Here is a 13,889-nt window from a genome sequence, read left to right as displayed (position 1 = left end):
GCGAGCGTCTCTGGGAAGAGGTCCTGCCGGACGGTACGCGCCACCGTCCGTCAGGCCCTTGACGCGCCAGTAGGTTCTCGATAGATGTTAGCGCGAACATTGAGCGTTCAACGGAGAACCGATGCCTCGACTTCTCGCTCTGCTCGCCGTTTCGGCACTCGCGCTCACCACCGCCCCGGCCACCGCGGTCGCGGCCGAGTCCGTGGTGGTGCGGCCGGACCCGGCCTACCGGCAGGAGCCGTTCCAGGGCTGGGGAACGAGCCTCGTGTGGTTCGCGAACGCCACCGGCGGCTACCCGGACGAGATCCGCGACCGGCTGGCGGAGCTGCTCTTCGGCGAGGACGGCCTGAACCTGAACATCGCCCGCTACAACATCGGCGGCGGCAACGCCCCGGACGTGCCGCCGTACCTCCGCGCCGGCGCCGCGGTGCCCGGCTGGTGGAAGGCCCCGGCAGGCACGACCCGCACCGACACCGACTGGTGGAAGCCCGGCGACGCGCGGTTCTTCGACGCCGCGGCGGACCCGCGGCAGCGGTGGTGGGTGGACCGGGTCAAGAAGGACGTGACGCGGTGGGAGTCGTTCAGCAACTCGCCGCCGTGGTTCCAGACCGTGAGCGGCTACGTCTCCGGCGGCTTCGACCCGGACGCGGACCAGCTGCGCGAGGACCGGATCGGCGACTTCGCCTCCTACCTCGCGCAGGCGACGGCGGAGCTCGAACGCGCACACGGCATCCGGTTCGCCACCGTCGACCCGTTCAACGAGCCCAACACCTCGTACTGGCGCACGACCCTCGGCCCGGACGGCAACCCGACCGGCGGCCGCCAGGAAGGCGCCCACCTCGGCCCGGCGCTGCAGGCGAAGGTGCTGCCCGCGATGGCGGAAGCGTTGCGCGCCAACGGACTCCGGGCGTCCGTGTCGGCACCGGACGAGACCAACCCCGGCACCTTCGCGGACGACTGGGCGGGCTACCCGGCCTCGGCACGCGCGCAGGTCGGGCAGCTGAACGTGCACACCTACGGCACGGCCCGCCGCACGTCCGCCCGCGACATCGCCAAGGGTTCGGGCAAGCCGTTGTGGATGAGCGAGGTCGACGGCCATTGGGGCACCGGCCAGAGCTTCACGAGCATGGACCCCGGTCTGGGCATCGCCGAGCGCGTGATCGACGACCTGCGCGAGCTCGAACCGCGCGCATGGCTGCTGTGGCAAGCGGTCGAGGACTACGACAACATGAAACCCGGCGCCGAGTCGCCGGACGGCATGAACTGGGGCGTGGTGCAGATCCCGTTCGACTGCGGGCCGCGGGACACGCTCGCGACGTGCCCGGCGCGCGTCAACACGAAGTTCCACACCCTCCGCAACTTCACGCACTACGTCGAACCGGGGGACCGGCTGGTGAAGGTCGACACCACCACCGACGTCGCGGCCGTGCGCGGCGATGAGCTGAAATCGTTGGTGCACCTGAACAAGTCCGACCAGGCGCAGTCCGTGACGCTCGACCTGTCGGCGTTCGCGTCGGTGCGGCCGGGTGCTTCGGTCCGGCCGGTCGTGACGGACCGGCACGGCGCGTTGGTCAAGGGTGCCGCGGTGCGCGTCCAGGACCGCAAGGCGACGCTCCCGGTGCCGGCCAGGTCGGTCACCACGTTCGAGGTGAGCGGTGTCCGCGGCGTCAACGGCGCGGCCGCTCTCGGCGGCGAGTACCGGCTCACCGGCGCGCAGAGCGGCAAGTCCTTGGCGCCGTCGGGCACCTCGCTCGTCCAGCGCACCACCGACCTCGCCGCCGCGGACCAGGTGTGGCGCGTGGAGCGGCTGTCGGGCGGCTACAGCAGCCAGGCCCGGTTCTCGATCGTCAACGCCGCCACGGGACAGCGGATCGCGGCCGCGGCCGGCGCCGCGGTGCTGACCTCGTCCGACGGTCCGGCCGCGCGGTGGGTGCTGTCGTCCACGGGGGACGGCACGTGGACGTTCGTCAACGCCGAGAGCGGAAGCCTGCTGGACGTGGTCGGCGAGTCGCGTGAGGACGGTGCCCGGATAGGGCTCTACCACGCGACCTCGGGTGCCAACCAGCGCTGGTCTGCGACGTCCGTTGCGCGCGGCTAGCGGCCTGCTGGCGGCGCTGGTCCTGCTCACCTGCGCCTGCACGGCCGAACCCGCGACGCAGCCGGTGCCGCCGCCCACGCGCGTGCCGCTGAAGCCGCCCACGCTCGTGAACCAGGGAGTGCGCTGGCAGGGCGCGCTGCACTTCGTGCGGGACGTCCTCGACGGCAGGACCGTCGAGCTTGCCGACGGCACCCGGGTGCGGGTGGCGGGGCTCGTGACGCCGACCGGGTGTGCCGCGGAGGGCGCGCTCGCCTTCGCCCGGTCGACCCTGCTCGCCAGCGCCGTCCGCGTCACCACGTCGACGCCCGGCGAGGTCGAGCTGACGCTGGAGGACGGCACGGACTACGCGTTGCTGGCGGTCCGGTCGGGCGCGCTCAGAGCCGAGGACGGACCGCTGCTGAGCGTGGAGGCCGAGGCCGCCGCGGCCGACAGGGGCATGTGGGGACCGCCGTGCGACGGGTCGAACGCCACGCCGTCGTCCACCGCCGCGCAACGGACGACGACGGCGAAGGTCGTCCCGCTCCCGGTCCCGGTGACGACCACCGCTCCCGCGCGCACCACGACGCCCCCGGTCGCGCGGGCCTGTGCCGTCTCCTACCGGGTCACCGGCGAGTGGCCGGGCGGGTTCCAGGCCAACGTGGTCGTGCGCAACACCGGCTTCACGGCGGTCAACGGCTGGACGGCGCGGTGGACGTTCGCGGGCGGCCAGACCGTCCGGGACATGTGGAACGCGACCCCGCGCCAGTCCGGTGCGGCCGTCACCGCGGTCAACGCCGACTACAACCCGCAGATCCAGCCCGGCGCGTCGGTGCTGATCGGGTTCAACGGCACGCTGCGCGGCCCGAACCCGGTCCCGGGAGCGTTCACCCTGAACGGCAGGTCGTGCTCCGTGGAGTGATCACGCGCTGTCCCGCACGACGAGCGTGGACGGGTAGAACGTGGCACCACTGATGTCGCGGCGGTCGAGCACGGAGACCGCCGCGGCCGTGGCGATCTGCTCGACCGGGTGCGTGCTCGTCGTGAGCGCCGGGCGGACGAGACCGGCGAACGCGATGTCGTCGAACCCGGCAACCGCCACGTCGTCCGGCACCCGCAGGCCGAGCGCGGCCAGTCCGTCGAGGACACCGAGCGCGGTGAGGTCGCTGAGCGCGAACACCGCGTCGGTGTCCGGCCACCGCGCCATGATCTCCATGGCCGCCGCGGTGCCGCGGGCGGCCGTGAAGTCGCCGGGCACCACCCTCGGCCGGTCGCCGGTGTCGCGCAGCACCCGCCGGTACGCCTCGACCGCCCGCTCACCGCACGGCAGCCACGACGGACCGGTCACCATCGCGATCCGGCGCCGGCCGGTGCGGACCAGGTGCCGCACGACCCCGTCGGTGCCGGAGCGGTTGTCGACGTCGAACGACGGCACGTGACGGGCGCCGACCCCGACCGCGGCGACCCGCCCGCGCAGGCTGCGCGGCACGGCGTCGAGCGCCGGGCGCGTCGGGTTCACCACCACCAGGCCCCCGAGCCCGCGCCCGTCGGCGAGGCGTGCGAGTGAACCGGGGTCGTCCAGGGGTAGCCAGTGCAGTGAGACACCGACCTCGCGCTCGGAGGCGACGTGCGCCGCCGACGTCAGCACGCGCCCGACGTACGGGTCGTCGAGCACGGCCGCGGTGTGGCCGATGACGGCGATGGCGAGGCGCGTGCCCGTACGGGTGACCAGCGCGCGTGCGGACGCGTCCGGTACGTACCCCAGCGCGGCCACCGCCGCGGTTACCCTGTCGCGTGCCCGCTGCGATGCCGGTCCCTGTCCCGTGACGACACGTGAGGCGGTGGCCCGGGACACGCCCGCGGCCCGGGCCACGTCGTCCAGCGTGGCGGTGTGTTCCGTCATCCGGTCAGTATTGCGGTGGAAGCGCTTCCATGTGTGGGGTAAGCACTTCATGTATCGAGAAAGGAGAACCGGGATGTCGGTCACGGTGCCCCGCAACCAGGTTCGAGCCGCCGCCGCGGGGGTGGCGGTCACCTTCGGGCTCAACGGCGTCGCCGTGGCGACGTGGTTCGCCAGGGTCCCCGCCGCCCGCGACGCCCTGGGCCTCACGCCCGGCGCACTGGGTCTCCTGCTGCTGTCCATGTCGTTCGGCGCCTGCCTGGCGATGCTCACCGCCGGCGAGGTGACGCACCGCCTGCGGCCCAAGCTGACGGTGTCGGTCTCGGCCGTGACGGTCGCGGTGGGACTGGCCGTGGCGGGCGTCGGCATCGGCGCGTACCCGTCGCCGTGGCTGACGGCGATCGGCATCTTCACCCTCGGCTACGGCTCCGGCCTCTGCGACGTGGCGATGAACGTCGAGGCCGCGGAGGTCGAACGCGCCATCGGCAAGACCGTGATGCCGCGCTTCCACGCGATGTGGAGCCTTGGCACCGTTGCGGCGGCCGGCATGGCGTCCTTCGCGGCGTGGGCCGTGCTGCCCGTGACCGCGCACCTCGCCGTGGTGGCCGTGGTGGTGGCCGGCGGCACGCTGGTCGCGGCGCGGACGTACCGGTTCGCGGGTGAGGCGGACCACGGCAGGGGCAGCGGCGTCCTGGCGGCGTGGCGCGAGCCCCGCACGTTGCTGATCGGCCTGCTCGTCCTGGTGCTGGCGTTCACCGAGGGCACCGCGAACGACTGGGTGGCGGTCGCGTTCATCGACGGCCACGAGTTCGACCCGGCCCTGGGCGCCCTGGTCTTCGGCGTGTTCGTCACGACCATGACGTTCGGCCGGATCTTCGGCACGATCCTGCTGGACCGCTGGGGCCGGGTGCCGGCGATCGCCCTGTCGATGGTGCTGGCGGCCGCCGGCGTGGCCGTGGCGGTGTTCGCGTCGTCCGCTCTCGTGGCGGTCGTGGGTGTCGGCGTGTGGGGCCTCGGCACCGCGCTCGGGTTCCCCGTGGGGATGAGCGCCGCCGCCGACGACCCCGCACGTGCCGCGGCTCGCGTCTCGGTGGTCGCGGTCATCGGCTACACGGCTTTTCTCGCCGGGCCGCCGCTGGTCGGGTTCCTGGGGAACGAGGTGGGCGTGCTGCGGGCCTTGCTGATCGTGCCGATGTTGTTGTTGCCGGCTTTGGCGCTCGTGCCGATGCTGAAGCCGGTGAAGGAGTCTTCTACTCCGTGAACATCGTGAAAGAGCGCATCGCCTCGAAGCGCTGGGCGGCGAGGTCCTCGAGCGTGATCAGGAAACACCCGTAGTAGAACTCGCTCTGCGTGTCGAACTGGGCGAGCACCGCCCATTCCCGGACCAGCCGTTGCTCGTCCGAGCCGTTCGCCATCTGCGTGAACGGGCCGTCCGAGCTGCCGTGCTCGCTGCAGTACCCGCCGAAGCGCAAAGACGAGCCGCGGCCGGGTGCCGGCCAGAGCTCGCCGACCAGGTCACGCAGCTGCTCGACGTGCTTCAGCTCGTCGAGCAGCTCCTTCACCGCGTCCGGCTGGTGCTCGGCGTCGCGGTTCTCCAGCCACCGCGGCAGCTCCGGCTGGACCCAGGCGGTGATCCGGCGCTCGGGGAGGAGGAACGGTAGGGGCTCCATGAAGTGCGTCGTGCTGCCGGGGTCGCGCGGTGAGGCGACCACTTCGGTTTCCACGCCCGCCGGGACGTGCAGGACCAGCGAGTAGTCCGACTCGCCGTCGTTGTCCTCCACCGCCTCCATGTCCTCCTCGTGGTGGAGGAAGAAGAGCAGCGACCCGTCGGCGGGCAGGGGGAGTCCTTCGGCCAGGGGGAGTGCCGCGCAGTCGACGGAGCCGATGAACGGCAGCGCGCCCGGCCACTCCGTGCCGGCGGGTAACCGGGGGAGCCCGCCGAGCTGACCGACGACCTCCTCGCCGTCGCGGGCCTCGTCCGTCCACACCGCGAACCGGAGGTGCTCGGCGAACCTGCCGGCCTCGTCCTCCGGAACGCCCCGGTCGATCGCCGTCTGGCGGAACTGTTCGTAGCGGTTCATGGCGGAGCATGATCGCAGACCGGTGGGAGCGCTCCCCCTGACCGGTCCCGGTTCATGATCGATCACTCGCCGATCCATCCCGAGAAGAATTCGACCGCATTCGAGTCGAATTTCCGTCGAAAACCGGGACCGTCCGTCGAATGAATTCACTTCGTTGACGCACGGCGGACGCATTCGTAATACTCGTTTCACGATCGTGGACGGTGTTCAAGAATGTGAATCCTTTCTGAAGGGTATCCCGTCATGCGGCTTTTCGTCAGCGCGCTGGTTCTGGCCTGCGCGGGTGCCGGAGCGGTTCCGGCGCACGCCACCCCCGACCCGGCCCGGCAGGTGCTGCGGTCCGGGGACGGCTGGGCCTCCAGCGGGCCGGGCACCACCGGTGGCGCGCACGCTCCCGCCCGGAACGTGCACGAGGTGCGCACCAGGACCGAGCTGGTCGCGGCGCTGGCGTCGCCGGGGCCGCGGATCATCAAGGTGCGCGGGGTGATCGACGCCAACACCGGGCCGGACGGGACGCCGGCGCGGTGCGAGGACTACGCGGTCGACGGGTACACGCTCGCCGGGTACCTCGCGGCCTACGACCCGGCCACGTGGGGGTGGGAACGCGAGCCGGAGGGGCCGCTGGAGGAGGCGCGCAAGGCGTCGGCGAAGAAGCAGGAAGCGGCGATCGCGCTGAACGTCCAGGCCGACACCACCATCGTCGGGGTCGGCCGGGGCGCCGGCATCACGGGCGGCAGCCTGCGGATCCACGGCGTGGGCAACGTGATCGTGCGCAACCTGACCTTCCGGGACACCCGCGACTGCTTCCCGCAGTGGGACCCGACGGACACCAGCCCCGCCTCGCCGCCCGGCAACTGGAACTCGCTCTACGACTCGGTGTCGCTGCAACGCGCCGAGCACGTGTGGGTCGACCACAGCACGTTCACCGACGAGCCGAACACCGACAGCACCCAGCCGCTCCACTTCGGACGGCCCTACCAGGTGCACGACGGGCAGCTCGACATCACCAACGGCTCCGACCTCGTCACGGTGTCGCACAACGTCTTCGCCGAGCACGGCAAGACCATGCTGATCGGGTCGTCCAACTCGTCCACGACCGACCCCGGCAAGCTCAGGGTGAGCGTGCACCACAACGTGTTCCGCAACGTCCAGGAACGCGCGCCGCGCGTGCGGTTCGGGCAGGTGCACGTCTACGACAACCTCTACGAGGGCTCGCAGACCTACAGCTGGGGCGTCGGCGTCCAGTCGCAGATCTACGCGCAGAACAACTACGTCAAGGGCATCGCGCCCGAGAAGGTCGTCTACAACTGGGGCGGCACGGCCATCACCGACGTCGGCAACCTCGTCGACGGCCGTCCGGTCAGCCTGGTGAACGCGCACAACGCCGCCAACCCGGCCAAGCAGCTCGGCACCGACGCCGGGTGGACGCCGACGCTGAACCGCGGCCTGGAACCCGCCCACCGGGTCAAGCACCTCAGGGCGGGCGCGGAACCGGCCGGGCAGCACCTGGTGGTGGGGCAGGGCTTCGCCAGCGTCCAGGCGGCGATCGACGCGGCTCCGGCCGGCGGCGTCGTCACGCTCCCGAAGGGCACCTACCGCGAGGTCGTGAAGGTCCCGGCGAGCAAGCAGAACCTCACCATCAGGGGCGCCACCGGCAACGCGAGCGACGTCGTCATCGACTTCGACAACGCCAGCGGCACCAAGAAACCCGACGGCACCACGTACGGGACGACCGGCAGCGCGACGGCGACGCTCGCGGCGGACGGGTTCACCGCGCGAGACCTCACCTTCCGCAACTCCTTCGACCGCGCGAAGCACCCGGAGATCACCGCGACCCAGGCCGTCGCCGTCAAGGCCACCGGCGACCGGATGCTCTTCGACCGCGTCCGGTTCGAGGGCCACCAGGACACCCTGTACGCCGACACCGCGGCCACGACGACCCGTGCCCGCCAGTACTACCGGGACTGCGCCATCACCGGTGACGTCGACTTCCTCTTCGGCAGGGCGACGGCCGTCTTCGAACGCGCCACGATCACCGCGCTGAACCGCGGCCAGAACCCCAACGGCTACGTCACCGCCGCGAGCACCCGCAGGGACAACCCGTACGGGTTCCTCATCGTCAACTCGACGATCCGCAGCGACGCGCAGGCCGGGACCTACTTCCTCGGCAGGCCCTGGCACCCGAGCGGTGACCCGGACGCGATCGCGCAGGTCGTCATCCGCGACACCGAGCTGCCCGCCGCGGTCAAGGCGCAGCCGTGGACCGACATGTCGGGGTTCCCCTGGCGTGAGGCGAGGTTCGCGGAGTACCGCAACACCGGACCGGGCGCGGGAACCGGCGCCGACCGGCCGCAGCTCACCGACGCGCAGGCGCGGCAGCACACCAGGGACGCCTACCTGAGCGGGTGGAACCCCGCGTGAGGACCCGCACCTGGGCGCCGTACGCCCTGATCGCCCCGACGCTCGTGCTCATGGCGGTCTTCCTCGTCTACCCGATCGCGAGCGTCGGCTGGTTCAGCCTCCGCCAGCACACCGTGACGCAGCCGTGGAAGAACGGCTTCATCGGCCTGGAGAACTTCCGGCGGATGCTGTTCGAGGACGAGCTGTTCTGGCAGAGCCTCGCGTTCAGCGCCAAGTGGGTCCTCGTCGAGGTCGGGCTGCAGCTGGTGCTGGGACTCGTCCTCGCTCTGATCGTCAACGAGACGTTCGTCGGCCGCTCGGTGGCCCGCTCGCTGGTGTTCTCGCCGTGGGCGGTCTCCGGGGTGCTGACGACCGGAATATGGATCCTGCTCTACAACCCGTCGACGGGCGTCTTCCAGCAGCTCGCGCAGTGGGGGATCGGCGACCCCGGCACGTCGGTGCTCGGCGACCCGGCCACGGTGTTCCCCGCGACCGTCGTCACCGAGCTGTGGCGCGGGGTGCCGTTCTTCGCGATCCTCCTGCTCGCCGACCTGCAGACGATCCCGAACGACCTGTACGAGGCCGCGAGCGTCGACGGCGCGGGGCGGTGGCGGCGGTTCGTGAGCGTGACGCTCCCGCACCTGCGCGACGCGATCGTGCTGTCGACGTTGCTCAGGGCGGTGTGGGAGTTCAACAACGTCGACCTCATCTACACCCTCACCGGTGGCGGACCGGCGAACCAGACCACCACGCTGCCGCTCTACGTGGCGCGCAAGGCCGTCGACTCGCACGACTTCGGCTACGGCTCGGCGCTCACGACGGCCGGTTTCGTGATCCTGCTGTTCTTCTCGATCCTCTACCTGAGGCTGTCCAAGTTCGGGAGCCGGGCATGACCCAGACCCTCGTCCGGCCGCGGACCCCCGTCGAACCACCGGCGACACCGCCGAGGCGCCGCAAGCACCGCGACCCCGGCCGGTTCCTCCGGCTGCACCTGCCGCTCGTGCTCTACCTGTTGTTCACGCTCATCCCGTTCTACTGGATGCTCGTCTTCGCGTTCCGGCCGGCGGGGGAGACCGCGCTCGTGCCGTGGCCGGTCACGTTCGAGCACTTCGACACCGTGTGGAACGGCATCGGGTTCGGGCTCTTCTTCTCCAACAGCCTGATCATCGCGCTCGGCACGCTCGTGGTCGTCACGGTGTTCGCGCTGATGGGCGGCTACGCGCTGGCGCGCTTCCGCTTCCGCGGGCAGCGGCTGTTCCTGCTCGCGTTGCTGTGCACTCAGTTCATCCCCGGCGCGATGCTGCTGATCCCGCTGTTCGTGATCTTCAAGTCCGCCGGCCTGCTGAACAGCCTCACCGGCCTGGTGGTCGCGGACACGGCGTTCCAGCTGCCGCTGGCGCTGATCCTGATGAGCGGGTTCGTGCGCAACGTGCCGGTGGAGCTCGAGGAGGCCGCCATGGTCGACGGGTGCTCGCGGCTGCGGGCGTTCTTCGCGGTCACGTTGCCGCAGCTGCGCCCGGCACTGGTCGCGGTCGGGTCGTTCGCGTTCATCGGCGCCTGGAACAACTTCCTGTTCGCGCTGATGTTCGCGAGCAGGCAGGACAAGTTCACGCTGCCGGTCGGGCTGAGCTACGCGCTGGGCGAGTTCAACACCGACTTCGGGGCGCTCGCGGCGGGCGGTGTCGTCGCCGCCGTGCCGGTCGTGCTGGTTTTCGCCGTGGTGCAGCGGTTCCTGGTGCAGGGACTGAGCGCCGGAGCCGTCAAGGGATGAGGAGTGAGATGAAACGACTGCTGGTCGCGCTCGCACTGGTGGTGGGCGGCTGTTCGGCCGCGCAGGGCGGCCCGACGACGATCACGTTCTGGGACAACAACGGCGGCCCCGGCCGCACCCCGATCTACCAGGAGCTGATCAAGCGGTTCGAGGCGGCGAACCCGGACGTGAAGGTCGAGTACGTCGGCATCCCCAGCGCGTCCGTGCAGCAGAAGTACGACACGGCCATCGCCGGCGGGTCCACACCGGACGTCGGCGGCGTCACGACGTCCTACCTCGCGCACCTCGTCGGGCAGGACGCGCTGGAACCGGCCGACGAACGGCTGGAGAGCGGTCCGCTCAAGGGCAAGCTCATCCCCGGACTGCTGGAGACCGTGCGGCAGACCTCACCCGACGGCAAGCTCTACGCCGTACCCGCCTCCGGCAACCTCGACGTGGTCTGGTACCGCGCGGACTGGTTCGAGGAGAACAGGATTCCCGAACCGTCCACCTGGGACGACCTCACCAAGGCGGCCGCGACGCTCACGAAGCCCGCGGACAACAGGTACGGCTTCACCATTCGCGGCGGCGCTGGCTCGATCTTCCAGCTGCTGTCCGAGGCCTACTCCTACTCCGGCGTCGAGAAGTTCTACGACGGCGGCAAGAGCACGGTGTCCGACCCGCGCAACGCCGAGCTCGTGCGCAAGGTCGCCGAGCTGTACAAGAAGGCCACGCCCGAGGCGGACGTCAACAACAACTACACGCAGATGGTCGCCCAGTTCACCGGCGGCACGGTGGCGATGATGCACCACAACCTCGGCTCGACCGGCGACGTCATGAAGGCGCTGGGGCCGGAGAAGGTCAGCGCCATGCCGTTGCCGAAGGGCCCGTCGGGCAAGCGGACCGTGGTGCCGAACCCGACCGACGGCTTCGCGGTCTTCAAGGGCGGCAAGAACCGGGACGCCGCCTGGAAGTTCGTCGACTTCCTCGTCTCCGCGGAGAGCAACGGGTACTGGAACGAGAAGGTCGGCCAGATCCCCGCGAACACCGACGTGCGCGGCGCCGAGTGGATCCAGAGGAACCCGGCCGTGAAGATGGCGCTCGGCGTGCTGGAGGACCCGGCGACCGTGCTCGTCCCGGCACCGGTCTACCTGCCCGAGTACTCCTCGATCACCAAGACCGACACCGAACCGCTCTACCAGAAGGTGCTGCTCGGGCAGATGTCGGCGCAGCAGTTCCTCGACCAGCTCGCGGCCAAGCTCACGACCGCCCAGCAGGACTGGGAGAAGCGGAAGTGATCGAACGGGTCGCGGTGCGCACGTTCACGACGACGGCGTGCACCTCGGTCGACGCGGAGGGCCACCGGCACCCGTCGCCCGAGCACGAGGTCACCGAGGCGCTGCTGGAGGTCACCGACACCGACGGCGTCACCGGCTACTGCGCGGTCCAGCCCGACCAGCTCCGTCCCGCGGTGCTGGACCGGCACGTCCGGCCGGTGCTGCTCGGCCAGGACCCGTGGGACCGGGAACGGCTCTGGCGGCTGCTGGCACGACGGCAGCGCGGCTCGCACGGCGGGTTCACCGACCGCGCCCTCGGGTTCGTCGACACGGCGCTGTGGGACCTGGTGGCGCGCAGGGTGGAGCTACCGGCGTGGAAGCTCGCCGGCGGTGCCCGCGACCGGGTCCCGGCCTACGCCAGCACGATGTGCGGCGACACGGACGGCCTCGCGACGCCGGGCGACTACGCGGACTTCGCGAAGCACCTCGTGTCGGTGGGTTACCGGGCCATCAAGCTGCACACCTGGATGCCCCCGGTGCCCGGCGCGCCCAGCGTCTCCCGCGACGTCGAGGCGTGCCGGGCCGTGCGGGAGGCGGTCGGGCCGGACGTCGCGCTGATGCTCGACGCGAGCCACTGGTACTCACGGACCGAGGCGTTGCGGCTCGGCAGGGCGTTGCAGGAGCTGGACTTCTACTGGTTCGAGGAACCGATGGAGGAGGCCTCGGTCAGCTCCTACCGGTGGCTCGCGGAGCAGCTGGAGATCCCGGTGATCGGCCCGGAGGTGGCGTGGGGCAAGCACCACACCCGCGCCGAGTGGGTCACCGCCGGGGCGTGCGACATCCTGCGCGTCGGCCCGGCCGGCAGCGGCGGCATCACCCCGGTGCTCAAGACCGTGCACCTGGCCGAGGCGTTCAACCTGGACTGCGAGATCCACGGCAACGGATCGGCCAGCCTCACCGTGCTCGGCGCGACCGACGCGGGCCGGTGGTACGAACGGGGCCTGCTGCACCCGCACGTCGACTTCGACCGGGTCCCTCCGCACCGCAACGCCATCGCCGACCCGCTCGACCAGAACGGGAACGTGGTGCTGCCGGTGACGCCCGGTATCGGTGACGATTGGAACTCCGAGCACATCGGAGTTCACACTCTTGAATTGTGGTGAGAAATGCTCCGGCTGCCGGTCTGGGTATTTCCGCTGGTGAACGGGTCGTTGGACTCCTGAATGGGCGATGCGCACTGCCCTCGAGAAGTGCGCGAATTCATTGAGGAAGCATTTCGATCGTTCGACTCGAATATCTTCGAACCGGTTGACCGTCGCGTTTCATGCTGGTTTCGTGGGATGTACCGCCGCTCACCTATCGGGAGCGAGTAAATGATTCCACAACGCACAGCACTGATTTTCGCCGCCGCGCTGGCACTGGGCGCGGTGGCAGTTCCCCAGGCGACCGCGGCACCGTTCGGGCTGGTCGGCTGGGCCACTCAGGGAGGTGGCACGACCGGTGGCGGCAGCGCCTCGCCGATCACCGTCACCACCGCGTCCGCGTTCGTCGACGCCGCCAAGTCGTCGAGCGCGGCGGTGATCCGGGTCTCCGGCACGATCTCGCTGCCGAGCATGACGAAGGTCGCCTCGAACAAGACCATCGAGGGCGTCGGGTCCGGCTCGGCGATCACCGGTCAGGGTCTGAACATCGCGAACGCCTCCAACGTGATCGTGCGCAACCTCAACTTCCGCAACTGGGGTGACGACGCGATCAACGTGCAGTACTCGACCCGCGTGTGGATCGACCACAACAGCTTCTCCAACGGCTACGACGGCGCGGTCGACGTCAAGCGGGCCTCGGACTACGTCACGGTGTCCTGGAACAAGTTCTCCAGCCACAACAAGACGATGCTCCTGGGTCACAGCGACGACAACGGGTCGGAGGACCGCGGCAAGCTCCGGGTCACCTACCACCACAACTGGTTCGACGGGACGCAGCAGCGCCACCCGCGCGTGCGGTTCGGCAACCCGGTGCACGTCTACAACAACTATTACGGCGGTGTGACCTCGTACGGCGTCGCGTCGACCGTCGAGGCCGGGGTCCTGGTCGAGGGCAACTACTTCGAGAACACCGGGGACCCGTTCCACCGCGGCGAGGGCAGTTCACCCGGTGGGTCGCTCGTGGCTCGCAACAACCACTTCGTCAACTCGGGAACGGGTGACCAGGGCGGTTCGGTGAAGAGCCTTCCCTACTCGTACCCGCTCGACAGTGCGAGCACGGTGAAAAGCGTGGTCACGGCCGGTGCGGGAGCCGGTCGCGGCTGATCGGGCCAGGGGGCGCCCGCAGTGGCGCGGGCGCCCCCGTCCTCTTCTGGGACCGCTCCCAGAATTCCACTCGAAGAGAGCAGTAAGAGGAACCGGAAGAC

At 70.5% G+C, this 13,889-nt stretch carries 11 protein-coding genes; 9 read left to right on the top strand and 2 right to left on the bottom strand.

The annotated features are described in order from the left end of the window. Positions 1–121 precede the first annotated feature (121 nt). Both VF330_RS02845 and VF330_RS02840 read left to right on the top strand, forming a co-directional pair. Positions 122–2,098 (top strand): RICIN domain-containing protein, encoded by a 1,977-nt coding sequence (locus tag VF330_RS02845; protein ID WP_330849891.1) that lies wholly within the window; start codon positions 122–124, stop codon positions 2,096–2,098. Further along, positions 2,055–2,996 (top strand): cellulose-binding domain-containing protein, encoded by a 942-nt coding sequence (locus VF330_RS02840; protein ID WP_330849890.1) that lies wholly within the window; start codon positions 2,055–2,057, stop codon positions 2,994–2,996. The genes VF330_RS02845 and VF330_RS02840 overlap by 44 nt, the downstream gene beginning before the upstream one ends. On the opposite strand, the gene VF330_RS02835 is transcribed toward VF330_RS02840, so the two are convergent. Beyond that, complete coding sequence (locus VF330_RS02835; protein WP_330849889.1) at positions 2,997–3,977, bottom strand: LacI family DNA-binding transcriptional regulator; 981 nt, start codon at positions 3,975–3,977, stop codon at positions 2,997–2,999. It abuts the gene before it with no gap. Positions 3,978–4,050: 73 nt separating this feature from the next. Between VF330_RS02835 and VF330_RS02830 the strand changes: the two genes are divergently transcribed. Then, positions 4,051–5,235 carry an MFS transporter gene (locus tag VF330_RS02830; protein WP_330849888.1) on the top strand — a complete coding sequence of 395 codons (1,185 nt, stop codon included), beginning with the start codon at positions 4,051–4,053 and terminating at the stop codon, positions 5,233–5,235. Here VF330_RS02830 and VF330_RS02825 read toward each other — a convergent pair. Next, positions 5,225–6,055 carry a DUF1963 domain-containing protein gene (locus VF330_RS02825; RefSeq protein WP_330849887.1) on the bottom strand — a complete coding sequence of 277 codons (831 nt, stop codon included), beginning with the start codon at positions 6,053–6,055 and terminating at the stop codon, positions 5,225–5,227. The two genes, VF330_RS02830 and VF330_RS02825, sit on opposite strands and share 11 nt — an antisense overlap. Before the next feature lie 243 nt (positions 6,056–6,298). Between VF330_RS02825 and VF330_RS02820 the strand changes: the two genes are divergently transcribed. From VF330_RS02820 to VF330_RS02795, 6 genes are all read left to right on the top strand, one after another. Continuing rightward, positions 6,299–8,476 carry a pectinesterase family protein gene (locus VF330_RS02820; RefSeq protein ID WP_330849886.1) on the top strand — a complete coding sequence of 726 codons (2,178 nt, stop codon included), beginning with the start codon at positions 6,299–6,301 and terminating at the stop codon, positions 8,474–8,476. Beyond that, the gene (locus VF330_RS02815; RefSeq protein ID WP_330849885.1) at positions 8,473–9,348 is read left to right on the top strand and encodes a sugar ABC transporter permease; all 876 of its coding nucleotides are present in this window, start codon (positions 8,473–8,475) and stop codon (positions 9,346–9,348) included. The genes VF330_RS02820 and VF330_RS02815 overlap by 4 nt, the downstream gene beginning before the upstream one ends. Then, complete coding sequence (locus tag VF330_RS02810; RefSeq protein WP_330849884.1) at positions 9,345–10,226, top strand: carbohydrate ABC transporter permease; 882 nt, start codon at positions 9,345–9,347, stop codon at positions 10,224–10,226. Before VF330_RS02815 ends, VF330_RS02810 begins: the two co-directional genes overlap by 4 nt. 8 nt (positions 10,227–10,234) lie before the next feature. After that, positions 10,235–11,503: a sugar ABC transporter substrate-binding protein gene (locus VF330_RS02805; RefSeq protein ID WP_330849883.1), complete on the top strand. Its 1,269-nt coding sequence runs from the start codon at positions 10,235–10,237 to the stop codon at positions 11,501–11,503. Next, positions 11,500–12,645 carry an enolase C-terminal domain-like protein gene (locus tag VF330_RS02800; protein WP_330849882.1) on the top strand — a complete coding sequence of 382 codons (1,146 nt, stop codon included), beginning with the start codon at positions 11,500–11,502 and terminating at the stop codon, positions 12,643–12,645. Before VF330_RS02805 ends, VF330_RS02800 begins: the two co-directional genes overlap by 4 nt. 210 nt (positions 12,646–12,855) lie before the next feature. After that, the gene (locus VF330_RS02795; protein WP_330849881.1) at positions 12,856–13,788 is read left to right on the top strand and encodes a polysaccharide lyase family 1 protein; all 933 of its coding nucleotides are present in this window, start codon (positions 12,856–12,858) and stop codon (positions 13,786–13,788) included. Positions 13,789–13,889 lie beyond the last annotated feature (101 nt).

This window comes from Lentzea sp. (assembly GCF_036380075.1).
In the GTDB taxonomy this organism is placed as follows: Bacteria; Actinomycetota; Actinomycetes; order Mycobacteriales; family Pseudonocardiaceae; genus Lentzea.
This window is presented reverse-complemented; position numbering and strand designations above follow the sequence as displayed.